Raw genomic sequence first — 24,258 nt, 5'->3', positions numbered from 1 at the left:
CAGCACGGTCATCCTGCGGCTGTCACAATCTTCGCCATCAATGAGCCCAAAAACTCAATTGGCTCACGGGCTCTACGCACTCTCACCGATCAGGCCGCGTTGTAGCCCGCGACGGCCTTGACCTCGAGATACTCCTCGAAGCCGAACCGGCCCCACTCGCGGCCGTTGCCGGACTGCTTGTAGCCGCCGAACGGCGCGGTGCGGTCGTTCGGAACGCCCTGCAGATTGACGTTGCCGGCGCGGATCTTGCGGCCGACCTCGCGGGCCTTCTCGATCGTGGGCGCCGTGACGTAGCCGGCGAGCCCATAGGGCGTGTCGTTGGCGATCTTGACCGCCTCCGCCTCGTCGCTCGCGCCGATGATGACCAGCACCGGCCCGAAGATCTCCTCGCGCGAGATCGTCATCTCGGGCTTGACGTCGGCGAAGATCGTCGGGCGGACATAGAAGCCCTTGTTGACACCCTCCGGCAGACCCGGACCGCCGGCGACCAGGGTTGCGCCCTCCTCGATGCCCTTGTTGATGAGCGCCTGGATCTTGTCCCACTGGCCGCGATTGACGACCGGGCCGATCGTGGTGCCCTCGCCGCGCGGATCACCCGCCTTCGTCTTGTCGGCGACGCCCTTGGCGATGGCGGCGACCTCCTTCATCCGGGCGGCTGGCACGATCATGCGCGACGGCGCGTTGCAGGACTGGCCGGAATTGTTGAACATGTGCATGACGCCGCCGGTCACCGCCTTGGTCAGGTCGGAGCCCTCCAGGATCACGTTCGGCGACTTGCCGCCGAGTTCCTGGCTGACGCGCTTCACCGTCGGCGCAGCGCGCTTGGCGACGTCGATGCCGGCGCGGGTCGAGCCGGTGAACGAGATCATGTCGATGTCCGGATGCTCGCTCATCGCAGCACCGACCTCCGGCCCGAGGCCGTTGACCAGGTTGAACACGCCCTTCGGCACGCCGGCTTCATGCAGGATCTCGGCGAAGATCAGCGCCGAGGTCGGCGTGAACTCCGACGGCTTCAGGATCATGGTGCAGCCCGCGGCCAGCGCCGGCGCGACCTTGCAGGCGATCTGGTTGAGCGGCCAATTCCAGGGCGTGATCATGCCGACCACGCCGACCGGCTCGCGCACCACCACGGACGACGGCAGCGTTTCCTCGAACTCGTACTTCTTGAGCACATCGAGCGTCGACATCAGGTGACCGAGGCCGGCGCCGGCCTGCAGCTTTTCGGCCATCGGCAGCGGCGCGCCCATCTCGTCGGAGACGGCCGCACCGATCTCCTTCATGCGGCCTTTGTAGATCGCGATGACCTTCTCGAGCAGGGCGACGCGCTCGTCGCGGCTCGTCTGCGAAAAGGTCTCGAAGGCGCGCTTGGCGGCAGCCACGGCCTTGTCGACATCGGCCTTGGAGCCCAGTGCAACCTCGTACATCGCCTCTTCGGTCGCCGGATTCACGACCGGGGTGGACTTCTTGACGACCGGATCGACCCAGGCGCCGTCGATGTAGAATTGCAGGCGATTGACCATCGGAAAACCTCTTCACGTGGAAGCATATGGGAGGGCGGCAGCGCGCGGGCCGGCATCCTGGCACGTGCGATCCGCGGGATGAACCCGCCACATGCGGGGACCGGGGTTGCGTCCCGCGGATATAGGAGCAAGGCCGCGCTGCGCGCAAGTCAGCCCGCGCTCATCAGCCCCGATCGTCTTGCGGTGCACAATGCGAGGCGGTCAGGCGCCAATCTCGAGCTGGTTGCGGACGAGATTGAAATAGAGCCCGCGGCCTGCAGCCAACTGCCGGTGCGTCCCCGTCTCCACGATGCGTCCGCGATCGAGCACAATGATCTGATCCGCATTGCGCACCGTGCTCAGACGGTGGGCGATCACCACCTTGGTCAATCCCTCCGTCAGCCGGGCAAAATTGGCCGACACCGTAGCCTCCGCGCTGGCGTCCAGCGCCGACGTCGCCTCGTCGAGCAACAGTAGCTGCGGTTGGCGATAGATCGCCCGCGCGATGAGCAGCCGCTGCATCTGACCGCCCGACAGGCCGAGGCCGTTCTCACCGATCCTGGTGTTGTAGCCCGTCGGCAGCCGCTCGATGAAACCTCGCGCATTCGCCACATCGGCTGCCCATAGCAGCCGGCGCCGGTCGATGCGTTCGTCCGTCAGGGCGATGTTGCGCGCAATCGTATCGGCGAACACATGGCCATCCTGCATCACGGCGCCGCAGACGTCGCGCCAATCGCGGGCGCGGAGCTGGCTCAGCGGCGTATCGCCAACCCGGATCTCGCCGCTCTCCGGTTCGTAGAATTTGAGCAGCAGCTTGAGCAGCGTCGTCTTGCCGCTGCCGCTGGCGCCGACGATCGCCGTCATTCCGCCCTCCGGAATGACCAGCGAGATCCGATCCAGCACCGGCGGCAAATTGGGATTGCCATACCGGAACGAGACATCCTCGAGCACGATGTCGCCGCTCGACACCGGGGCATAGACCCTGTCGGCCCGATCCTCCGGCTCCGCTGCATGCACCTCCGTGATCCGCCTCAGGCTCAGCACGGCATCCTGGGCGCGCTGGACCAGGAACACCAGATGGTCCAGCGAGGCGGTCATCTGCCCGAGCATGGCGGTCAGCGCCATCATGGCACCGAGCGTCAGGTCGCCGCGGATGACGGCGTAGGCGGCGAATGCATTGGCGCCGATCGAGGTGCTCGACGAGATCAGCGCCGATCCGGCTTGCTGGAACTGCTGCAGCTTCATCGCCGCGAGCTGAACCTTGAACAGCCGAACCTGGACATGCTCCCAGGCCCAGCGCTTCTGCGTCTCCGCCCCGGTCGCCTTGACCTCCGCCACCGCCTGCACCAGCTCCATTTCGGTTGCCAGGGCTTGTGCGGCCTCGCCGAAGCGCTGGTGATCGATACGCCGGCGGGCCGCAAGAAAGCGCGTGACATAGGCGATGTTGAGGACGGCGCCGGCGAGGAAGATCAGCAGTATCATCCAGCTGTAGGTCGCAATGACGATGGCATAGACCATCAGCGTCAGCAGCGAGAACGCCGCCTCCAGCACGCCCGAGGTAAGAAAGCCCTCGATGCGGTGGTTGTCGTTGAGCCGCTGGATCACATCGCCGGTGGTGCGCGCATCGAAGAAGCTCATCGGCAAATTGAGGATCGTCTGCAGGAAGTCGGCGATCATCGCGATGCTGATCCGCGACGACAGGTACAGCATCAGCCAGCCGCGGATCAGCGTGATCGTGGTCTGCCCGAGCATCAGACAGACCTGGGCAGCGATCAGCACGGTGACCAGCGAGACGTCGCCGCGCTCGATGCCCTGATCGACCAGCGACTGGGTGAGGAACGGCGCGATGAAGGCGAGCGCGCAGCCGACGCCGGTCGCAATCATGAGCTGGACCACGAGCTCGCGATGCGCCAGTGCATAGTTCAGCAGATGCCGCCAAGGTGTGGACGGCTGCGCGCTGGACGAATGCCAGTCGCGCAAGGCTGGCGTCGGCTCGAAGAATACGGCGACGCCAACCGGCCGATCATTCTCGATATGAGTGGCCCACGCCTGATGGAAGTCTTCGAAGGAGTGATCGATCAGGCCTGACGCCGCCGGATCCGAGACATGAACGCGGCCGCCGCTGATGCGGTGGACGACGACGAAATGATTCTGTTTCCAATGGACGAGAAAGGGAAAGCGGTCCTGCTCGATCAGCGCCACCAGATCGCAGCTCACCGGCAGCGTGCGAAAGCCGATCTCCTCCGCCGCCTTGCAGATCGACAGCAGGTCGGCACCGTGCCGACTCTTGTGGACAATCTCCTCCACCTCAGCCTGTGGAATGAGCTTACCGTAATGACGCGCGACGATGCGCAGGCAGGTCGGCCCGCAGCTCGTCGCATCCGGTTGCTGATAATGAGGAAACGCGGCCATGCTACGCAAGCCGGACGCCGGGCCGCCGAACGCCGACGGCCCGACGAACGCGGGCTCAGATGATCTGTGCGACGCCGACGGCGACGTTCTCGACGCCGGTCGTGATCTGGTTGAAGGTGTTGATGCCGGAGATGACCTTCGGATTGTTGTGCGACGCCTTCACGACAAGCCCTTCCACCGCCTTGAGGACGGCATTGAAGCCGGAGAAGATGGCACTGAGGCCGGTCGCCAGCGCGAAGTTGCCGCCGGTGATCTGCCGAAGCTCGTCGTCCGAAAGCCTGCGCGCCTGTCCCTGCGCGAGATCAGTCTGCATGGATGTGATGCCTTTCCTGCTGTGCGACACTGCCGCCGCGGTTTGCTTTATCCACCGGTCCCCTATCCCCAAAAGCCGGCCAATGAATGATGGCATGCATAGTCGCCACGACAACGCGAAATCACTGCAGCCACGGCATTTTCGTGTCCGGCTGTTGTCGTACGATCACGTTGCAGATCACGACGTCCGGTGCGTGAACTAATCGCCCGGCCTTCGTACTACTCGGTCCACGACGCGAGATGCGCGAACACTTGCTGGATCAGCCGTAGATTGTTCACCTCGATCCGTGCATCGCCGTCCATGTTCTGCGCGAACTGCACGGTCTTGCCGCTCGACAGCGTCAGTCCATTCGGAAGATCGAGCAGAACCCTGTATTTGCCCTCGATCGCGACCGCGCTGATCGCGGCCACCCTGGCCTCGAGCTGGCCGAATTCGAGCCGCGGATAGGCATCGAGTCGGATCACGACCTTCTGCCCGAGCCTGACCTTGCCGAATCCCGCTTCCGGAATGAACGCAAACGCCGACGGCGTCGAATGAACCGGCTCGACGATCGCGAACGTGTCACCCGAACGAATGTTCTGTGCTTCGGACCAGAGACCGAACAACCGTACGCGGCCTGCCTGCGGTGCGCGAATGACGTTGATACGATCCCACTCCTGCATCACGCCGCGCAGATCGCGCAGCGCGCTCGACAGCCGCCCGACCATCTCGGTGTCGCGGTCGCGATGAGCTGACAGCAGCGCGCTGATCTCGCGCTCGGTCGAGGCGATGGTCGCGAGGTGACGGGCGGTGGCGATGCGCGCCTCGGCGACGCGGTCGCGCTGCGACTGCTTGCCCTGTTCGAATCTGTCGAGATAGGCCGGGGCGGCCAGGCCCTTGGCGATCAGGGTCTCGCGGCCCGCCTGCATGCGCTGGTCGGCCTTCAGCGAGGCCTCCGCGGCATTTTCCTTGTCGGCAAACTGACCGACCAGCTGCCGGTAGGCCGCCACGACCTGCCGCAGCTGCGCCACCTGGTCGGACGTCTCGGTCGAGGCGCGGAAGGTCTTGAGATTGCCGAGCGCCTGCACCACCGCAAGCAGCGGAGCTGCCGCGCTGCCGAGCCGCGCCGGGGTCACCGCGGGCAGCGTCGGAAGCGCAGCGCTCTGCGACAGATCCGCCGGAAGATCGGCGAGCCATTGCGCGAGCTGCAGCAGCTGACGCACGTCGCTGCCGTCGTCGAGCACGGTCAGGATCTGGTCGCGCTCGACCTGGTCGCCGTCTTTCACCGTGAGCAGGGCCAGCTTGCCGCTGCCGCGGCTGAGCAGCGTCACCGGCATTTCGGCGGACACGACATGCGCACGGCCGCCGACGACGGAAGGATAAGGCACGAGACTCGCGACGATGAGCACCGTCGCAAGCGCGATCGCGGTGACGACAGCGCCGGCACGAACCAGCAGCGGTGGCGGGGCGCTGATGATCTCGCGATAGACTTCGCTGCGAAGCTGCGGCAGAGGCCCGCTTTCGACTCCCGCCCTTGCCGTCGCGCTCCGACTGACCGCGGGGCGCAGACGCCGCGCCGCATTCACGACCTGCGTCTCGACACTCTGTCCCACGGCCTTCAGGTTCAGCATCTCACGCAACAGCTCGTCGATCGCCAGCTCACCGCGCGAAACTAGGGGTGCCGGAACTACGCGTCTACCCCGTCGCCGCCCGAATGCCCTCGCGACGTCGCTTTCGAGCCACACCGAAGCATCTGCTGCAATCGGGACCATAGTCATCCCGTCGAGAATCCGGCCGTTATCGCAAAAATCGCTGAAAAAACAGGCATCTCAAGGCCGCAAGAAAATCCTGCGCAAATGTGAACTGCTTCACAATGAGCCGTCAGAAGCCCGGCTATTCTCATCAGCGGATCGGGTGATGTTCGGACAACGCCCGAACCGATTTCATAACGGACAGTTGGTCGACCCCTATTTCAGCTGTTGATTTCAGCACGAACCTTTTGCCTCCGCTTGCTCAGCCCGCCTCTCTCGCCGCCAGCGAGGGAGGCGTGCGCTGTTTGGACATCTGATCGACTGCCTCCCCTCACACCGCCATCTTGCGATGCCGCACCGGCGCGCCGGTGAGGCTCTCGGCGGCGTCGATGATCGCGTTCGCGTCCATGCCGTTGTGGCGGTAGAGATCGTCGATCGTGCCGGTCTGGCCGAATTTCTCCACGCCCAGCGCCTCGACGCGATGGCCGCGCACCGAGCCGAGCCAGCCGAGTGTCGCCGGGTGGCCGTCGATCACGGTAACGATGCCGCAATCGCGCGGCAGCTGCGCCAGCAGCTGCTCGACATGGCTGAGATGCTGCACGCCGCGGCGGTGCCGCCGCAGGCTGCGCGCCGCCGTCCATCCGGCATGCAGCCGGTCGGCCGAGGTGATCGCGAGCAGGCCGACGTCGCGGCGCGACTCGCCGATCAGGCCGGTCGCCTCGATCGCCTCCGGCGCCACCGCGCCGGTGTAGGCGACGATCACCTCCGCATTCGGGCCCGGCTTGCGCAGCCAATAGGCGCCTGCGGCGATGTCGGCTTCCAGCTCCGGTGACATGATCCGCTGCGGCTGATCGATGGTGCGCGTCGACAGCCGCAGATATAGCGAGCCGCCCTCGCCCGCCACGGCTTGCATGTGGGCAAAACCCCATTTCATGATCGCGGCGAGCTCGTCGACGAAGGCCGGCTCGAACGATGACAGCCCGTCCTGCGCCATGCCGATCAACGGCGTCGCGATCGACTGGTGCGCGCCGCCTTCCGGCGCCAGCGTGACTCCCGACGGCGTCGCCGCCACCATGAAGCGCGCATCCTGGTAGCAGGCGTAGTTCAGCGCATCGAGGCCGCGCTCGATGAAGGGATCGTACAGCGTGACGATCGGCAGCAGCCGCGCGCCGTTGATCGAATGCGACAGGCCGAGCGCCGAGGCCATGATGAACAGGTTCATCTCGGCAATGCCGAGCTCGATGTGCTGGCCCTTCGGCGAGGCCGCCCAGTTGAAGGTCGACGGGATCTTCTCGCTGCGGAAAAGGTCGGCCTTCTCGGCATGCGCGAACAGGCCACGGCGGTTGACCCAGGCGCCGAGATTGGTCGAGACGGTGACGTCGGGCGACGACGTCACGATGCGTGAGGCCATCGCGGTGTCGCTGCGCGCGAGATCGTTGAGGATCAGGCCAAAGCCCTGCTGCGTCGACATCTGCGCTGCCGCCGTGAAAGTCAGCCGCTGGGGCACGTCGAGCACGGCGTCATCGAGCCGGCGGCCGTCGCGGTTGAACGGCACGGCCGCGAGGAACGCTTCCAGCGTCGCAGCGTCCTGGGTCAGGCCTTCGAACTTGTCCCACTCGTGGCCCGGGCGAATGTTCTGCTGCGCGCGCCACTTCTCCATCTGCGCCACCGTCATCAGGCCGGCATGGTTGTCCTTGTGGCCCTGGAACGGCAGTCCGACGCCCTTGATGGTGTAGGCGATGAAGCAGACCGGACGATCGTGGTCGATGGACTCGAATGCCTCCAGCATGCTCGCCATGTCGTGACCGCCGAGGTTGCTCATCAGCGCCAGCAGCTCGTCGTCGCTGCGCTTGTCCAAGAGCCGCGTCACGTCACCCTGGTCGCCGATCTCGTCCTGGATGTGCTTGCGGAAGGCGGCGCCACCTTGGAAGCACAGCGCCGCGTAGAGCGCGTTCGGGCAGTTGTCGATCCAGCGCTTGAGCGCCTCGCCGCCTGCTTCCGCGAACGCCTCGCGCATCAGCCGGCCGTATTTGACGATCACCACGTCCCAGCCGAAATTGCGGAACATGGTCTCGAACTTCTCCCACAGGCCTTCGCGCACCACGGCGTCGAGGCTCTGGCGGTTGTAGTCGACGATCCACCAGGTGTTGCGCAGGCCGTGCTTCCAGCCCTCGGCCAGCGCCTCGAAGATGTTGCCCTCGTCCATCTCGGCATCGCCGACCAGCGCAATCATGCGGCCCTCGCGGCGGTCCTTCATCCAGCCGTGTGCCTTGACGTAGTCCTGCACCAGCGACGAGAACAGCGTCTGCGCCACGCCGAGGCCGACCGAGCCGGTCGAGAAGTCGACGTCGTCGACATCCTTGGTCCGCGATGGATAGGACTGCGCGCCCTTGAAGCCGCGGAAATTCTCCAGCTTCTCTCTTGTCTGACGGCCGAACAGATATTGGATGGCGTGGAACACCGGGCTCGCATGCGGCTTCACCGCAACGCGGTCCTCCGGGCGCAGCACCGAAAAGTACAGCGCCGACATGATGGTCGCCAGCGAGGCCGACGAGGCCTGATGGCCGCCGACCTTGAGGCCGTCGGTGTTCGGACGGATGTGGTTCGCGTGGTGGATGGTCCAGGACGACAGCCACAGCGCCTTGCGGGTCAGCGCGTTCAGGATGTCGAGACGGTCTGACGGTGCGGATGCTGACGATGCGGATGGCCTGGCCATGGCGCTGCTCCCGGACGGTTTGTTGAATGAGCCATTTTAATCCTCCTCCGGCGGCCGAAATTCTCAAAATATCGCGCACAGGACGCCATTATTGGGATATTTTCCCATCGAAGCCGCCCTTTCCGGTGACCCATTCCAATGCCCGACCTCGACGCCATCGACCGCAAGATCCTCGGCCATCTCCAGGCGGACGGACGCATCACCATGCAGGAGCTCGCCGACAAGGTCGGCCTGTCGGTGTCGCCCTGCCACCGCCGCGTCAAGCTCTTGGAAGAGCGCGGCGTCATCACCCGCTACATCGCCACCGTCGACCAGAAAGCGCTCGGGCTGCACGTCTCCGTCTTCATCTCCATCAAGCTGGCGCGGCAGAAGGAGGAGGACCTCAAGCGCTTTGAAAAGGCGATCTCCGCCTGGCCCGAAGTGCTCGAGTGCTATCTGATGACGGGCAATCGCGACTACATGCTGCGCGTGGTGGCGGCTGATCTCTCCTCCTACGAGGCGTTCCTGAAGACCAAGCTGACAAGGCTCGACGGCATCGCCTCGATCGAGTCGAGCTTTGCGCTGAGTCAGGTGAAGTACTCCATCGCTCTGCCGGTGTGAGCCGAACCGCCTCGCCACCCACCGCCGTCGTCCCGGCGAACGCCGGGACCCATACTCCGCAGCAGTCGTGGTGAGACAAGGCTGGTCCAACATCTCGCGCAACAACGTCTCCCTGGGGTTATGGGTCCCGGATCGGCGCGTGCTACGCACGCTTGTCCAGGACGACAGCGGAGAGCTGGGCGGCGCGACCGCGTTGACCTCTTCGATGTCAAAGCGCTGCAGGTGTGAGGCGGCCTGTCTCCGCATTCTCAGGTGTCGTCCCGGCGAACGCCTGGACCCATACGCCGCGGCGGTCGTGGTGAGACAAGACTGGAGCAACATCTCGCGCAACATCTTCTCCCTGGGGTTATGGGTCCCGGCGTTCGCCGGGACGACGGCGGAATTCGGAGCGCGACTGTTGGTCAACACGAGCACGGAGTAACAAGGGCGCGACGAAGGGGCATCGGGATCATCCCACGCATTCGCCGTCTCGCGACGCCTTGCGCCCGAGTTGTGCTGATCTCATCGCCCTCCGTAAGATGAAGGGCGCAGGGAAGGCCGGGCGCTGGCCGCGCCCGTGGCCCGCCTGCGAAAAAAATGCAGGCGGCAGGTACCACAGGTCTGGCCGAGAACGCCCGGCCCTCCCTGCGCGACGGTTTTGACGGCTGCTTCGCATTCTCCCCGGTGCACCGGCTTTTGGCCACCGTGCGCGCCATGCGCTATCAGCACATGACGCGGGACACCAGCTTCGGGGTGCCAGGACCGCGCGACTTGACCGTGCGTGCATCGTCGTTCGTCGGCGCGACTGATCACGCTGCAACGACACACGCCCATCGCATTCCGCTGCCGACGTCCATGACGACCGCGATACGTCCCCTCCGACGCAACGGAACGAGCGGGACAGTAATGCTGATTTTGCGAATTCGCCAAGCGGTTTATTTTTCGCAGCAGGGCTGGACAGGATTTTCGCGCGAGACCTGATTTGCCCGACGAGCAGTCGCATAGCGAAATGCACAACCGCACGGAATTGTCACTCTCAACGATGCTGCCAATCAGTGACTCCGTCATGCCCGGGCTTGTCCCGGGCATCCACGTCGCCCTCAGTCTGCCGAACGACGTGGATGGCCGGGACACGCCCGGCCATGACGACGCGGAGATGGACAGGCACACAACTCCGATTTTCAAAGCAGCAACTCTGGACGGAGGAGGCGCGAAGCGCCGTCTCGAACCGTGAGGCCAGCGATGAGGCCCGCAGACTCATCGCCTTATTCACGCCTGCGATCTGTCACGACCAAGGCCGTCATTGATCCAGATCAAACGAGTGCTAATAATCACCGTCGACCCGATCAAATCCTTGATGTTCCTCGATTTGATCCAGATCAAACGGCCGCAGGCCGACCGCAGCATGGCCCAGGGACGTCCATATTGGCCGTCAAAAAGCGCCACATCTCGCCGTCAGATTCTGCGGCACAGCATGCGCTGCGGCACGGAGTCACAGGGATTGCGAGACTAACAACTCCGCCCCTGTAACCGTGACGTCAGCGCGATCGTGAAGACCAACTCGCGACCTGGAAAGCAATGCAGAACAACAGCGCTCAACGTTCGTCCCGATACGACTACGCTTCGCAGTATGGAGACGCCCGGCCGCTCACGCATGTGGCGGTCAAGGTGGCTCCCGCCCGCTATCAGCCGGCCGCACAGCCCGGCAGCCGCAGCACCGGGCGGGCGGAGCGGCGGTTCTGGCTGACGATGCAGACGGTCCTGCTGGTCGTCGGCGTTCTCCTGGTGAACCTGCTGCTGTTCTTTCCTCCGCTCGGCATCGCGCTGATGTGGAATCTCCTGATTCCGGTCGCGCCGGCGCTGGTGACGATCTCGCCCGGCCTGTGGCGCAACATCTGCCCGATGGCGACCTTTCATCTGCTGCCGAACAAGTTGGGCATCTCGCAGAACATCCGCATGCCGGAATGGGGCGCGGCGACGCTCGCGGTGATCAGCGTGACCATGCTGTTCATCGTCGTGCCGATGCGGCGCATCGGGCTGAATGTCGACGGGCCGCTGACGGCGCTGATGCTGCTGTCGGCCGCGTTCATGGCGTTCGCGATGGGCTCGGTGTTCGAGATGCGCTCGGGCTGGTGCACCTCGCTGTGCCCGATCCATCCTGTCGAGCGGCTCTACGGCACCAACCCGGCCCTGACGTTCAAGAACGCCCGCTGCAACATCTGCGAGGCCTGCAGCAATCCGTGCCCGGACTCGACGCCGGAGCTGACGCCGACCGCGGGCGTGCCCACCAAGGTGCAGCAGTTCCTCGGCAACTTCCTGACCGGCAGTTTTCCGGGCTTCGTCTGGGGCTGGTTCCAGGTGCCAGACTATCCGCCGGAGCAGGTCGGGCAGCCCGAGATCATCACCGCCTATGCCTGGCCGTTCGTGGCCGCCATCGTCAGCTACGTCATCTTCAAGATCGGCGAGCACGTGCTGCGCTACAAGCCGGCCACGCGGACCAAGATGCATCGCATCTTCGCGGCAGCCGCGATCAGCACCTACTACTGGTACCGCCTGCCCGGCCCGGCGTCGCTGCTGCCGGACTGGTTTCCGCTGGTCTCGCACCTCGTCACGACGCCGTTCTTCTTCTGGTTCCTGGTGCTGCGCTCGCCGAAGGTGAGCTGGCTGAAGCGGCCGGTGATGGCGTCGAACTACTGGTCGAGCCGGTTCGAGAGCACGGCCAACAAGAATCTGATCCGCGTCTCACCCGGCACGTGATCCGGCACGATCTTCCCCACCGTCACAGCGTCTTCGATCGAGGAGTAAACCATGTCGAACTTCAGGACCGTCACCGTCAAAGGCCGCCAGTTCCGCGTCCGCGCGGGTGACGTGCTGCTCGATGGCGCGCTCGCCAACGGCGTCGAGATTCCGTTCGACTGCCGCGCCGGCACCTGCGGCACCTGCATGGTTCACGTCGCCAAGGGCCAGACGGTGTGCGGCGAGACGCATACGCAGGGCATGATCTATGCGTGCCAGGCGCGCGTCGTCTCGGACCTCGACGTCGACGTCGAGGACGTGCCGGAGATCGATATCAGCAAGGCGCGGCTGGTGGGCCTGCGCGAGGTCGCGCCCGACATCATGGAGCTGATGATCGCACCCGAGAAGAGCATCAGCTATCTGCCCGGGCAGTACTTCAAGTTCACCTTCGCCGGCTATCCGGCGCGCGCCTACAGCCCGACCGCTTCGTTCGACGGCCGCATCGGCGGCCGCGTCCTCCATCTCAACATCAAGAAGGTGCGCGGCGGTCGCGTCACGCAAGCGCTCGGCAGCGGCATCCGCCCCGGCCACCGGCTGCGCATCCAGGGGCCGTATGGCCATGCCTTCCTTCGTCCCGGCGGCGCCGGCCGCCTCGTCCTCGCCGGCAGCGGCACCGGCTTCGCACCGATCTGGGCAATCGCGGCGATGGCGCTGCGCGAGCAGCGCAGCCGTCCCATGGTCATCATCGCCGGCGCCAAGAAGCTGCCGCAGCTCTACATGACGCCGATTCTCGCGCAGCTGGCGCGGATGCCCAACGTCACGATCATCCCGACCGTCGAGGAAGGCCCGATCAACCACCCGTCGATCCGCACCGGCCGTATCGAGCCGCACATGCCGACGCTGACGGCCTCCGACGTCGTCTATGCCTGCGGCTCGCCGCGCATGGTCACCGCGCTCGCCGGCATGGTCGAGAAGGCCGGCGCGACGTTCTACGCCGATCCGTTCGATTCGGCGCCGCCGGAGGCGCCGTCCGGCCTGATCGGCCGCATCAAGACGCTGGTGGCGCGCCGGCCGCCCGAGCCGGAGCCGAGCCGCGACAGCAGCAAGGGCCGCGACAGTGGCAAGAGCCGCGACAGCTCGCTCGATCCGTTCGAGCGCGCGCTGTCGCTGGTGCCGAAGGATCCGATCGAGGACGATCTCGCCCCGCGCCGCCCCGAACCCCGCCGCAGCGCGGCCGCCGAACGCGACCACGCGCTGTCGCTGGTCCGCGAACGCGCGCTCGGCGATCCCCAACTGCAGGACCGCCCTCGCCGCACCGCCAACCAGATGGCGTCGGGGCATGTGTGAGAGGCCCCATACGGCTCGGTCATCAACGGTCGTCACTCCGGGGCGCTCGCGATAGCGAGCGAGCCCGGAGTCCATAACCACGAACCTGCGTGTCGAAGTGCGATGGCAACTCAGGCCGACGGACCCACGACCGCTGCGGCGTATGGATTCCGGGCTCGCGCTCCGCGCGCCCCGGAATGACACCGAAGGTGGAGAGGCAGCTCCTCGTCAAATCAGCTTGCGCCTTGCCAAACTCCGCATCAGCGCACCAACACCAAAGGTCCAGGGCTCGCATTCGTCGCTGTTGCGCATGCGGTTGACGAGGCGGCCGAGTTGCGGGGCGGAGATGGTGACGATGTCGTCGCGCTTGTGCGTGAACCCCTGCCCCGGCGCGTCGCGATCCTTCACCGGCGCGAACATCGTGCCGAGGAACAGCGCAAAACCGTCCGGATATTGATGCACGGTGCCGATGGTCTGGGCGACGAGATCGGTCGGGTCGCGGCTGATCTTCGAGATCGAGGAGTGGCCGTCGAGCACGAAGCCGTCGCTGCCTCTGACGTTGAGCGCGACGTCCATCTTGCGAACGTCGTCCAGCGTGAAGCTCTTGTCGAACAGGCGCAGCAAGGGGCCGATGGCGCAGGAGGCGTTGTTGTCCTTGGCCTTGGAGAGCAGCAGCGCCGAGCGGCCCTCGAAGTCGCGCAGGTTCACGTCGTTGCCGAGCGTCGCGCCGACGATGTTGCCGCGGCTCGACACGATCAGCACGACCTCCGGCTCCGGATTGTTCCAGGTCGATTTCGGATGCAGCCCGGCATCCATGCCGGTGCCGACCGATGATAACGTCGGCGCCTTGGTGAAGACCTCGGCGTCGGGGCCGATGCCGACCTCGAGATACTGGCTCCAGGCGTTCTGCTCGATCAGCACCTGCTTGAGGTGCATCGCCTGGTCGGAGCCGGGCTTGAGCTTGGAGAAATCGTCGCCGACCAGGCGCACCACCTCGGTCCGGATCGCCTCGGCCGAGGCCGGATTGCCGCGCGCGCGCTCCTCGATGACGCGCTCCAGCATCGAGATCGCGAAGGTGACGCCGGCGGCCTTGAGCACCTGCAGATCGACCGGGGCCAGCAGCCACGGCTTTGCCGGATCGCGGCGGTCCGGCGCGGTGTTGGCGAGGATGGCGGCGAGATCGCCGATGCGCTCGCCCTTCATCGCGCGCAGGGCGGCCGCCGGATCGTCGTGCTCGCACAGCGCGGTGACGGTGGGGAAAGCTGAGGTGACGTCGAACACGCCGTCCTCGCGAACGGCGACCACGGCCGGGCCGTCGACATCGGGCCACCAGATCCGGCCGACCAGCGTTCCGCTGGTGCCGTCGTCGGGCAGGACGGATTCGGGCGTGAGGTTGATCATGGCGGCGTGCTCCCCTGGCTTTTCTCGTTGGTCAGGGCACACCTAGCATCGGCCTGCGCCGGCTCCAAGCCGCTCAGTCTCATTCCGTTCGGGGATGGGCCGGGCTCACGGATTTGGCGAGCTCTCGCCGGCGACCTGCAGCAATTGCGAACGGCGGACGCGTTCGCGATGGGCGGTGTAGAGGCCGCTGGAGACGATGAAGGCGGCGCCGACGATGGTCCACACATCCGGCACCTCGCCGAACACCAGGAAGCCGAGAATGCTGACCCACAGCAGCTGGGTGTAGGAGAACGGCGCCAGCACCGAGGCGTCCGCGTAGCGGAAGGCCAGCACGACGATCCACTGTCCCATCGTCGAGGCGACGCCGACCAGCACGCCGAAGCCGATGTCCTGCCAGGACGGCGTGACCCAGACGAACGGCACCATCGCCGTGAGCAGGCAGACGCCGGCGATCGACGAATAGGTCATGATGGTGATGGCATGCTCGCGACCACTCATCATGCGCGTCATGATCAGGGTACAGGCCCAGGCGAACGCCGAGGCGATCGGGAACAGCGCGGCGAGATGGAAGGCGCCGGTGCCGGGGCGGAGAATGACCAGCACGCCGAACAGGCCGACCGCGGTCGCGATCCAGCGGCGCAGGCCGACCTTCTCACTGAGGAAGACGATCGACAGCGCGGTGACGAACAGCGGCGCGACGAAGCCGGTGGCCGAGGCCTCCGCGATCGGCAGATAGCGTAAACCGGTGATGAACATCAGCGACGAGCCGAGCAGCGCGACGCCGCGCAGCAGCTGCAGCTTCGGCCGCTCGGTGCGCATCGCAAACAGCGGCGAGCCCGGGATCATCGCCGGCACCATGATCAGCGCGAAGATGGAAAAGCGGATCCAGGTGATCTCGATCGAGGGCAGCGTCTTCGACAGGTATTTCGCCGTGACGTCCGAGGTGCCGAGGAACACGGTCGACAGCAGGATCAGCGCGATGCCGTGGAATGGCCGGTCGGCGCGGGCGGGCGCGCGCTTGTGCTGATCTTGCGGCTTGTCCTGGAGCGCGCTCGGCATATCGTCGAGCCGCGCGGCGGCAGCCGCGCTGGGGGGCGGGGTCACGGTCGAACTCGGAATTGGAATGCGAAGCGAATCGGTGAGAGGCGACAAAACGCCAAATGCGCCGCAACGACAACCCGCCTAAAGCGGGCAGCACTTATGCGTTGCCACGCGCCGCGGTAGCAAACATCCGTAATACTCCGTGATGCCGCATCACAACATGTGATGCTGCATCACAACATCGGCAGACCGCGCGGCTTCGGCCCGCGTGGGAACGCGCGATCAATCACGGCGATATCAGCCTCGGTCAGCGCGATTCCGCCGGCGGCGGCGTTCTGCTCGGCGTGCTCCGGCCGTGAGGCCTTGGGGATGGCGAGCAGCGACGGCGCGCGCGTCAGGAAGGCCAGCGCGACCTGGCGCGGCGTCGCTGCGTGCTGCGCGGCAATGCGCTGCAGCACCTCGCCGCCGGGACTGCGCGGCTCGGGGAAATCATCATGGCCGAACGGCGAGTACGCCACCACGGCGACGCCATGCTGATCGCACCACGGGATCACGGCGTGCTCGATGGCGCGCTCCTGCAGATGATAGAGCACCTGGTTGCAGGCGATCTGGCCCTCGCCGGCGACGTCGAGCAGCTCGTCGAGATCGTCGATGTCGAAATTGCTCACGCCCCAGGACTTGATCTTGCCGGCGGCCTTCAGCTGCTCGAAGGCAGCGACGGTGTCCTCCAGTGCATACGAGCCCGGCCAATGCAGCAGGTAGCAGTCGAGCCGGTCCGTCCTCAGCCGCTTCAGCGAGCGCTCGCAGGCGGTGATGGTGCCCTTGCGCGAGGCGTTGCTGGGCAGCACCTTCGAAACCAGGAACACCTCGTCGCGGCGGCCGGCGATGGCCTCGGCAATGACGAGCTCCGCCTCGCCATACATCTCCGCGGTGTCGATGTGGCTCATGCCGCAGTCGAGCCCGCGCTGCAACGTGGTGATGGCGCGCCTGCGGTCGGCGTGGTCGAGATACCAGGTGCCCTGCCCGATCACGGACACGCCGGCGCCGCCGGTTCCGAATGGCTTGTGCTTCATGGCAGCGAGCATAGAGGATGCCGCGCGTGGCGTCGACGCCTTCACTCCGTCATTGCGAGCGCAGTGACGAGGGCTGCGCCATCGTCTCAGGTGCGGACTTGGCTAGCTCGCCACCTTCACCGACTCCTCCGCCTGCGCGGGCGTCTGCGCGATCAGCCGCTTCATCTCGGGGATGCACGAGCCGCAGTTGGTACCCGCCTTGAGCGCCGCGCCGATCGCGGCAGGCGTCCGCGCGCCGGCGGCGATGGCGTCGCAGATCGTGTCGCGGCCGACGCCGAAGCAGGCGCAGACGATCGGGCCGCCGCCGGTGCCGTCGGGCGCGCGTCCCGACAGCAGCATGCGGCGCTGCTCGTCGTCGAGACGCTCAGTGGCGAACATCGTCTTGACGATGTTCCAATCGCCGGCATCGTGGCCGGGCCCGACGAACAGACAGGTCGCGATGCGATCGCCGGCGAACGACGCGGCGCGATAGACGCCGCCGCCGACATCCATGTAGTCGGCGACGTCGTCGGTGGCGCGCGCCTTCAGCCAGGCCGGCCAGCGCATGAGGTCGCCATTGTCGGCGAACAGATAGCCGAAGCCGCCGGTCACGGTCGCGCGCGCCCACCACAGATGGGATGGCAGCGCGAGCTCGGTGCGCGACAGGATGAAGCCGCGGAACACGTACTCATAGGGACTGATTGCGGCCGGCGTCGCCTTGGCCTCGGGCTGCCCGGAGAACGGATCGACATGCGAGGCGACCAGCGCGCCGACGCGGCCATGCGAGGAATTGGTCGCGTTCCAATGGATCGGCGCGAACAGCATGCCGCGCTGCTGGCGCTCGCTGACGACGACCTTGAGGATGCACTGGCCGTGCTCGGTGGTGACCTTGGCGAAGCCGTCGGGCGTCAGGCCGTAGCGCAGCGCGTCGTCCGGATGCACCTCGACGAACGGCTCCGGCAGATGCGCGCCGAGACGCGGGCTGAGGCCCGTGCGCGTCATCGTGTGCCACTGGTCGCGGATGCGTCCGGTGTTCAGCCGGAGCGGACGCGCGGCATTGGTCTCGCTGCGCAGCGCTGGCACCTCGGGCGCGACGAAGCGCGCCTTGCGATCGTTCGTGTAGAACGCGCCGTCGGCAAAGAAGCGCGGCGTTGGCGGCTTGCCCGCAGGCGCCGGCCACTGCACCGGGGCCATCGTCTCGTATTCGTCGTCGCTCAGCGTCGCCAGCGCGCCGATGTCGAAATCGCGGCTGCCGTCGTTCTCGAACGCCGACAGCGCGGCATGCTCACGGAACACGTCCGCGGCGGAGGTGTAGTTGAAGGCCGCGCCATGGCCGAGCCGCTTGCCGACCTCGCTCAGGATCCACCAATCCGGCTTGGCCTCGCCGGCCGGCGCCATGAAGGCGCGCTGCCGCGAGATGCGGCGCTCGGAGTTGGTGACGGTGCCCGACTTCTCGCCCCAGGCCTGCGCCGGCAGCAGCACATGGGCGCCGACGTCCACGGTGTCGTTGGAGCGGACGTTCTCGGAGACGACGAACAGCTCGAGTTTCTTGAGCGCGGCGCGGACGAGATCGGCGTCCGGCAGCGACACCGCCGGATTGGTGCCGATCACCCACAGCGCCTTGATCTCGCCGCGCGCGATCGCCTCGAACATCGCGACCGCCTTGAGACCTTCATGGGTGGCGATGTCGGAGGCGTTCCAGAAGCGTCTGATACGATCGATGTCCGGCGGCGTGAAGCCCATATGCGCGGCGAGCTGGTTGGCGAGCCCGCCGACCTCGCGGCCGCCCATCGCGTTGGGCTGGCCGGTGAGCGAGAACGGCCCCATGCCCGGCTTGCCGATGCGCGCCGTGGCGAGATGGCAGTTCAGAATCGCGTTGACCTTGTCGGTGCCCTGCGCCGACTGGTTGACGCCCTGCGAATACAGCGTGACGACCTTTGGCGTGTCGCGGAACAGCTTGAAGAAGGCGGCGACGTCCGCCTCGGACAGGCCGGTCGCAAGCGCGGTCGCTGCCGTGCTGCCGGCGAGATTGCGCGCCCGCGCAAGCGTCTCGTCGAAGCCCACCGTGTGAGCCGCAATATAGTCGCGATCGAGCGCGCCGCTGTCGGCGAGATGCACCAGCAGGCCGGAGAACAGCGCGGCGTCGGTGCCGGGCCTCAGCCCGAGGAACAGATCGGCCTCGCTCGACGTGTCCGTACGGCGCGGATCGACGACGACGAATTTGGCGCCGCGATTCTGCTTGTTGGCCAGCATGCGCTGGTACAGCACCGGGTGGCACCACGCTGCATTGCTGCCGACGAACACCAGAAGGTCGGCCTGATCGAGATCCTCATAGCTGCCGGGCACGGTGTCGGCGCCGAACGCGCGGCGATGGCCGGCGACCGAGGACGCCATGCACAGCCGCGAATTGGTGTCGACATTGGCCGAGCCGAGAAACCCCTTCATCAGCTTGTTGGCGACGTAGTAATCCTCGGTCAGCATCTGGCCGGACAGATAGAAGGCCACCGCGTCCTCGCCGTCGCGGGCAACGATGTGCTTCATCCGCGTCGCGACGTGGTCGAGCGCATCGCTCCACGCCACCCGCTCCATGCCGTGCTTGCAGCGGATCATCGGATACAGCAGGCGACTATCGAGCCCGAGCGTCTCGCCGAGCGCCGAGCCCTTCGAGCAGAGACGACCGAGATTGGCCGGATGCGCGGGATCACCCGATATAGCGGCGCCGCCGCTGCCGTCGGGCGTCGCCAGCACGCCGCAGCCGACACCACAGTAGGGACAGGCGGTGCGCACCGTGCGCAGCTTCGGATCGACTGTGGTCATGGTCGTGCGTGGCCCCTTCTCACGCTGCCCGCGGCCGCGCCCCCGCGCGGCCGAACATCATCTCGGTCCGGATCGACGCGACCGGCTCGCGGGCGCGGATCAGGTCGCGATACCAGAGCGCATCCTGGGTGTCGCCGATCAGCACGGCGCCGGCGAGCCGGCCATCGGCGATCACGAGCTTCTTGTAGATGCCGCGCCTGGCATCGTTGAGCACGATGGCCTCGCTGCCCTCGCCGCCGACGAAGTCGCCGGCCGAGAACACCGACACGCCAGACACTTTCAGGTTGGTCGAGACGATGCTGCCGCCATAGGCCGCCTTGCGCCCGGCGAGATGCCGCGCCAGCACCCGCGCCTGCTCATAGGCGGGCTCGACCAGGCCGTAGCATGTGCCGCGATGCTCGGCGCATTCGCCGAGCGCGAAGATACCGGGTGCCGACGTCTGCATCGCGTCGTCGACGACGATGCCGCGGTTGACCGCGAGCCCCGCCTCTTTCGCGAGCGCGACATTGGGCTTGATTCCGGCTGCAAAGATCACCGCGTCGGCGGCGATCCGGCGTCCGTCGGCGAGCTCGACACTCTCGACACGGGCCGCGCCATGGATCGCGGCCGTGCTCGCCTGCAGCAGCACCTCGATGCCCTTGCGCTCGACCAGCACCTTCAGCAGCGCCGCCGCGGGTACATCGAGCTGCCGCTCCATCAGCCGGTCCATCAGATGCAGCAGCGTCACCTTGGCGCCGGCGCGCGCCAGGCCATAGGCGGCCTCCAGCCCGAGCAGCCCGCCGCCGACGACCACCACCCGCGCCTTCTTTGCCGCGAGGGTCAGCAGCACGTCGGTGTCGCGGCTGTCGCGGAACGTATGCACGCCCGGCAGATCGGCACCGGGCACCGGAAGCCGCAGCGGCAGCGACCCGGTGGCGAGCACCAGGCGGGAGAACGCGACGTTCTCATCGTTTGCGATCTGCAACTCGCGGCGGCCGACGTCGATGGCCGTGACGCGTGCGCCATATTTCAACGTCACGCCGCGCGCCCGCCACCAGGCGGCCGGCCTGAGCTCGATCTCGTGCGACGCCGCCTCACCGGCCAGCACCGACGACAGCAGCACGCGATTATAGGCCAGCCGCGGCTCCTCGCCGATGACGGCGATGGCGTAGCGGCCGAGCGCCGTCTGCGACAGCTCCTCGACCAGCTTCGCGGCGGCCATGCCGTTGCCGACGATGACGAGCGGTTCACTCAAGGTCTCACCTCCCCAGGGCGAAGAGTGGTAGACCACTCTTCGAAGGCCGGCTGATTAGGCCGCTTCGACGAAGCGGTGCCGCTCGTAGAGGAACTCCAGCACGCGCTGGCGGCACTTGACGTAGGTCGGGTTGGTCGCGAGATCGAGCCGCTTGCGCGGACGCGGCAGCGCGACCTCGAGCACCTCGCCGATATGCGCGCTCGGGCCGTTGGTCATCATCACGATGCGGTCCGACAGCAGCACGGCCTCGTCGACATCATGCGTGATCATCAGGATGGTGTTGCCGAGCTTCTGATGCAGCGCCATCACCGAGTCCTGCAGATGCGCCCGCGTCAGCGCGTCGAGCGCGCCGAACGGCTCGTCGAGCAGCAGCACCTTCGGCTCCATCGCGAGCGCACGCGCAATGCCGACACGCTGCTTCATGCCGCCGGAGATCTCGTTCGGGCGCTTGTCCTTGGCGTGGGCCATCTGCACCAGGTTGAGATTGTGCATGGTCCAGGCGTCGCGCTCGGCACGGGTCTTGGTCTTGCTGAACACCTTGTCGACGCCGAGCCGCACGTTCTCATAGACGGTGAGCCAGGGCAGCAGGCTGTGGTTCTGGAACACGACGGCGCGGTCCGGTCCGGGCGAATTGACCTCGCGCTCCTCCAGCAGCACGCCGCCGGTGGTGGCCGTGGTGAGGCCGGCGACGATGTTGAGCATCGTCGACTTGCCGCAGCCGGAATGGCCGATGATCGAGACATACTCTCCCTTTTCGATCGAGAGGTTGATGTCCTTGAGCACCTCGGTGGTCGCCGCGCCGCGGGTGAAGACCTTGTCGACGTGGTCGAGCTTCAGATAGGCCATGATCTCTATCCCTCTCAGTTCGTCGCGGTGCCGCGGGTGACGATCTTGCCGACCACCGCGATCAGGCGGTCGAGCACGAAGCCGATGATGCCGACATAGAACAGCGCCAGGATGATCTCGCTGATATGCGAGGAATTCCACGCGTCCCAGATGAAGAAGCCGATGCCGACGCCGCCGATCAGCATTTCCGCGGCGACGATGGCGAGCCAGGACAGGCCAATGCCGATGCGCAGGCCGGTGAAGATGTAGGGCGCGGCCGCCGGGATCATGATCTTGGCGAAGAATTCCAGCGGATTGAGCTGCACGACAGCGGCAACGTTGCGATAGTCCTGCGGGATGTTGCGGATGCCCACCGCGGTGTTGATGATGATCGGCCACACCGAGGTGATGAAGATGACGAAGATCGCCGACGGCTGGCCGTCGCGGAACGCCGCGAGCGACAGCGGCAGCCAGGCGAGCGGCGGGATGGTGCGCAGCACCTGGAAGATCGGATCGAGGCCGCGCATCGCCCACACCGACTGGCCGATCAGGGTACCCAGCGCAACGCCGACGACAGCGGCGATGGCATAGCCGATCGCGACGCGGCGAATGCTGGCCTCGAGGTGCCAGAACAGGCCCTTGTCGATGCCGCCATGATCGAAGAACGGATCGAAGATCAACTCGCGGGTATCGGCAAACACACGCGACGGCGGCGGCAGCGCTGATCCGGAGCGGCGGCAGAGCAGCTCCCAGATCAGCATGAACAGCGCCAAAACGATCAGTGGCGGCACGACGCGTACCGCGACCTCGCGGGCCATCTTCACATAGCGCTCCGCTCTCGGCGGCTGCTTCGGCGTCATCGCGACGATGGACGCGGAAACGGACGGGGACGCGATCGGCAAGACCTTCGGTGCGTGATCATTGGTCAACGCTGGCATGGACATCGGAAGCTTTCTCCGTGCAATGAGAGGAGCCGCGCGCGGTTCACGCGCGCGGCGACAGTCCTGATCAGACGTCGACGCGCTTGATCGACAGCGACTTCAGGTAGGCAGCGGGATCTTCCGGATCGAACACCTTGCCGTCGAAGAACGTCTCCTTGCCGCGCGACTTCGAGGTCGGAATCTCGGCGGCAGCGACGTTCATCTCCTTGGCGGCCTCGCGCCAGATGTCCTCGCGGTTGACCTTGGCGATCAGCGACTTGGCGTCGAAGCCGGCTTCGTACTTGCCCCAGCGGATGTCCTCCGTGATGAACCAGAGGTCATGGCTCTGGAACGGATAGGAGGCGAAGTCGCGCCAGTACTTCATGATGTGCGGCGAGTTCTCGACCACCTTGCCGGTGCCGTAGTCGAACTTACCGGCGGTGCGCCCGGCGACGTCCTCGACCGGGCAGTTCATCCACTGCCGCTTGGCCATGATGGTCGCAAGCTCCTGCTTGTTCTCCATCTTGTCGCACCACTGCTGGGCTTCCATGACCGCCATGGTCAGCGCCTTCGCAGCCTTGGGATATTTGTCGACGAAGGCGGCGCGCATCGCGAAAGACTTCTCGGGATGCTTATTCCAGATCTCGCCGGTGGTCACCGCGGTGTAGCCGATGCCCTGGTTGACGAGCTGCGCGTTCCACGGCTCGCCGACACAGAAGCAGTCCATGGTGCCGACCTTCATGTTGGCCACCATCTGCGGCGGCGGCACCACGATGGTCTCGATGTCCTTGTCGGGGTCGATGCCGCCGGCGGCGAGCCAGTAGCGGATCCAGAGATCGTGGGTGCCGCCGGGGAAGGTCATCGCCGCCTTCACGGACTTGCCGGAGGCCTTCTTCTTCTCCAGCGCCGCCTTGAACGGCGCGGTGTCGAGGCTGAGCTTGAGATCGGCATATTCCTTGGCGACCGAGATGCACTGCGCATCGAGATTGAGCCGAGCCAGGATGTACATCGGCGTCGGCTGGTTGTTCTGCGTCACCTTGCCGGACGAGATCAGGTACGGCATCGGCGTCAGGATGTGCGCGCCGTCGATGCCGTTGCCTTCGGAGCCGAGCACGAGATTGTCTCGCGTCGTGCCCCACGAAGCCTGCTTCTGCACGTCGACATCGGGCATGCCGTATTTGGCGAAGATGCCCTTGTCCTTGGCGACGAACAGCGGGCCGGCATCGCTGAGCGCGATGAAGCCGAGCTTCGCCGCGGTGACTTCCGGCCCTGCTCCCTGAGCAAAAGCTCCGCCGGGAAAGCCCAGCTTCGCAGCCGCGAGCAGCGCCGCGGTGCCGGCACCGGCCTTGAGAAGCTGGCGGCGGCTGAGACCGCCACGGCGAGCAGGATTGGTCGTCTTCGTCATGAGTGCTGTCGTCCCTTGTGTGAAAAGCGCTCGATCGGTTGAAAATCCCCTCCTGCCAATCGCTGTTCAGCCCTGCGCATAGGTGCGCGTTCCGAGGGCGGCCTCGGAGGGGCAGCGTCAGATGTCGGATGGGGATTGCGCAGACGGCATCGATGGCGTCGGAACCATCTATTCAAGCTTCGTGCCAAGGATCGATCACGGAATAGGCCTTGGATAATCAAAGGCCTAGGCGAAGCAGCCGGAGGCTTCGGA

General features: G+C 66.1%; 17 protein-coding genes. 4 read left to right on the top strand and 13 right to left on the bottom strand.

Annotated features, from left to right (window positions below):
- Positions 1-89: 89 nt before the first annotated feature.
- From ACQR07_RS25045 to ACQR07_RS25025, 5 genes are all read right to left on the bottom strand, one after another.
- Positions 90-1,520 carry an aldehyde dehydrogenase family protein gene (locus ACQR07_RS25045; RefSeq protein WP_434904778.1) on the bottom strand — a complete coding sequence of 477 codons (1,431 nt, stop codon included), beginning with the start codon at positions 1,518-1,520 and terminating at the stop codon, positions 90-92.
- A 201-nt stretch (positions 1,521-1,721) separates the two neighbouring features.
- On the bottom strand, positions 1,722-3,911 hold the full coding sequence (locus ACQR07_RS25040) for a peptidase domain-containing ABC transporter (protein ID WP_434904777.1): 2,190 nt from the start codon (positions 3,909-3,911) through the stop codon (positions 1,722-1,724).
- 55 nt (positions 3,912-3,966) lie between these two features.
- Complete coding sequence (locus ACQR07_RS25035) at positions 3,967-4,224, bottom strand: hypothetical protein (protein ID WP_434868203.1); 258 nt, start codon at positions 4,222-4,224, stop codon at positions 3,967-3,969.
- Between the two features lie 218 nt (positions 4,225-4,442).
- A complete protein-coding gene (locus ACQR07_RS25030; RefSeq protein WP_434904776.1) occupies positions 4,443-5,981 on the bottom strand; it encodes a hypothetical protein in 1,539 nt (512 codons plus the stop codon).
- A 304-nt stretch (positions 5,982-6,285) separates the two neighbouring features.
- Positions 6,286-8,670, bottom strand: coding sequence for a transketolase (locus ACQR07_RS25025; RefSeq protein WP_434904775.1), 2,385 nt, complete (start codon positions 8,668-8,670; stop codon positions 6,286-6,288).
- Positions 8,671-8,808: 138 nt separating this feature from the next.
- Here ACQR07_RS25025 and ACQR07_RS25020 point away from each other — a divergent pair, with 138 nt between their 5' ends.
- From ACQR07_RS25020 to ACQR07_RS25005, 4 genes are all read left to right on the top strand, one after another.
- Positions 8,809-9,270 (top strand): Lrp/AsnC family transcriptional regulator, encoded by a 462-nt coding sequence (locus ACQR07_RS25020; RefSeq protein ID WP_434868200.1) that lies wholly within the window; start codon positions 8,809-8,811, stop codon positions 9,268-9,270.
- 576 nt (positions 9,271-9,846) lie between these two features.
- The gene (locus ACQR07_RS25015; RefSeq protein ID WP_434904774.1) at positions 9,847-10,230 is read left to right on the top strand and encodes a hypothetical protein; all 384 of its coding nucleotides are present in this window, start codon (positions 9,847-9,849) and stop codon (positions 10,228-10,230) included.
- A 597-nt stretch (positions 10,231-10,827) separates the two neighbouring features.
- Positions 10,828-12,006 carry a ferredoxin gene (locus ACQR07_RS25010; RefSeq protein WP_434904773.1) on the top strand — a complete coding sequence of 393 codons (1,179 nt, stop codon included), beginning with the start codon at positions 10,828-10,830 and terminating at the stop codon, positions 12,004-12,006.
- Between the two features lie 51 nt (positions 12,007-12,057).
- Entirely contained in the window at positions 12,058-13,332 is a 1,275-nt protein-coding gene (locus ACQR07_RS25005; protein ID WP_434904772.1) for a 2Fe-2S iron-sulfur cluster-binding protein, read from the top strand.
- 207 nt (positions 13,333-13,539) lie between these two features.
- On the opposite strand, the gene ACQR07_RS25000 is transcribed toward ACQR07_RS25005, so the two are convergent.
- The 8 genes from ACQR07_RS25000 to ACQR07_RS24965 form a co-directional block, all read right to left on the bottom strand.
- Positions 13,540-14,712, bottom strand: a complete 1,173-nt coding sequence (locus ACQR07_RS25000; RefSeq protein WP_434904771.1) for a fumarylacetoacetate hydrolase family protein — start codon at positions 14,710-14,712, stop codon at positions 13,540-13,542.
- 105 nt (positions 14,713-14,817) lie between these two features.
- Entirely contained in the window at positions 14,818-15,771 is a 954-nt protein-coding gene (locus ACQR07_RS24995) for a DMT family transporter (protein ID WP_434904787.1), read from the bottom strand.
- Positions 15,772-15,986: 215 nt separating this feature from the next.
- The gene (locus tag ACQR07_RS24990) at positions 15,987-16,826 is read right to left on the bottom strand and encodes an aldo/keto reductase (RefSeq protein WP_434904770.1); all 840 of its coding nucleotides are present in this window, start codon (positions 16,824-16,826) and stop codon (positions 15,987-15,989) included.
- 102 nt (positions 16,827-16,928) lie between these two features.
- Positions 16,929-19,622, bottom strand: coding sequence for a nitrate reductase (locus ACQR07_RS24985; RefSeq protein ID WP_434904769.1), 2,694 nt, complete (start codon positions 19,620-19,622; stop codon positions 16,929-16,931).
- A 19-nt stretch (positions 19,623-19,641) separates the two neighbouring features.
- The gene (locus ACQR07_RS24980; protein WP_434904768.1) at positions 19,642-20,856 is read right to left on the bottom strand and encodes an NAD(P)/FAD-dependent oxidoreductase; all 1,215 of its coding nucleotides are present in this window, start codon (positions 20,854-20,856) and stop codon (positions 19,642-19,644) included.
- Positions 20,857-20,910: 54 nt separating this feature from the next.
- Positions 20,911-21,705, bottom strand: coding sequence for an ABC transporter ATP-binding protein (locus ACQR07_RS24975; protein WP_434904786.1), 795 nt, complete (start codon positions 21,703-21,705; stop codon positions 20,911-20,913).
- An 11-nt stretch (positions 21,706-21,716) separates the two neighbouring features.
- Positions 21,717-22,625, bottom strand: a complete 909-nt coding sequence (ntrB, locus tag ACQR07_RS24970; RefSeq protein WP_434904767.1) for a nitrate ABC transporter permease — start codon at positions 22,623-22,625, stop codon at positions 21,717-21,719.
- Between the two features lie 64 nt (positions 22,626-22,689).
- Complete coding sequence (locus ACQR07_RS24965) at positions 22,690-24,006, bottom strand: CmpA/NrtA family ABC transporter substrate-binding protein (RefSeq protein ID WP_434904766.1); 1,317 nt, start codon at positions 24,004-24,006, stop codon at positions 22,690-22,692.
- Positions 24,007-24,258 lie beyond the last annotated feature (252 nt).

It is taken from the genome of Bradyrhizobium sp. HKCCYLS20291, from assembly GCF_051167715.1.
Classification (GTDB): domain Bacteria; phylum Pseudomonadota; class Alphaproteobacteria; order Rhizobiales; family Xanthobacteraceae; genus Bradyrhizobium.
The sequence above is the reverse complement of the archived record's forward strand: the minus strand, read 5'-3'. Positions and strand labels throughout refer to the sequence as shown.

Excerpts from the sequence above, each read along its gene's own strand:
- ACQR07_RS25035 (WP_434868203.1), bottom strand. The coding sequence starts at position 4,224 with ATGCAGACTGATCTCGCGCAGGGACAGGCGCGCAGGCTTTCGGACGAC.
- ACQR07_RS25040 (WP_434904777.1), bottom strand. The coding sequence starts at position 3,911 with ATGGCCGCGTTTCCTCATTATCAGCAACCGGATGCGACGAGCTGCGGG.
- ACQR07_RS25000 (WP_434904771.1), bottom strand. The coding sequence starts at position 14,712 with ATGATCAACCTCACGCCCGAATCCGTCCTGCCCGACGACGGCACCAGC.
- ACQR07_RS25020 (WP_434868200.1), top strand. The coding sequence starts at position 8,809 with ATGCCCGACCTCGACGCCATCGACCGCAAGATCCTCGGCCATCTCCAG.
- ntrB (WP_434904767.1), bottom strand. The coding sequence starts at position 22,625 with ATGTCCATGCCAGCGTTGACCAATGATCACGCACCGAAGGTCTTGCCG.
- ACQR07_RS25010 (WP_434904773.1), top strand. The coding sequence starts at position 10,828 with ATGCAGAACAACAGCGCTCAACGTTCGTCCCGATACGACTACGCTTCG.
- ACQR07_RS25045 (WP_434904778.1), bottom strand. The coding sequence starts at position 1,520 with ATGGTCAATCGCCTGCAATTCTACATCGACGGCGCCTGGGTCGATCCG.
- ACQR07_RS24965 (WP_434904766.1), bottom strand. The coding sequence starts at position 24,006 with ATGACGAAGACGACCAATCCTGCTCGCCGTGGCGGTCTCAGCCGCCGC.
- ACQR07_RS25030 (WP_434904776.1), bottom strand. The coding sequence starts at position 5,981 with ATGACTATGGTCCCGATTGCAGCAGATGCTTCGGTGTGGCTCGAAAGC.
- ACQR07_RS25025 (WP_434904775.1), bottom strand. The coding sequence starts at position 8,670 with ATGGCCAGGCCATCCGCATCGTCAGCATCCGCACCGTCAGACCGTCTC.
- ACQR07_RS24990 (WP_434904770.1), bottom strand. The coding sequence starts at position 16,826 with ATGAAGCACAAGCCATTCGGAACCGGCGGCGCCGGCGTGTCCGTGATC.
- ACQR07_RS25005 (WP_434904772.1), top strand. The coding sequence starts at position 12,058 with ATGTCGAACTTCAGGACCGTCACCGTCAAAGGCCGCCAGTTCCGCGTC.
- ACQR07_RS24995 (WP_434904787.1), bottom strand. The coding sequence starts at position 15,771 with ATGCCGAGCGCGCTCCAGGACAAGCCGCAAGATCAGCACAAGCGCGCG.
- ACQR07_RS24985 (WP_434904769.1), bottom strand. The coding sequence starts at position 19,622 with ATGACCACAGTCGATCCGAAGCTGCGCACGGTGCGCACCGCCTGTCCC.
- ACQR07_RS25015 (WP_434904774.1), top strand. The coding sequence starts at position 9,847 with ATGCAGGCGGCAGGTACCACAGGTCTGGCCGAGAACGCCCGGCCCTCC.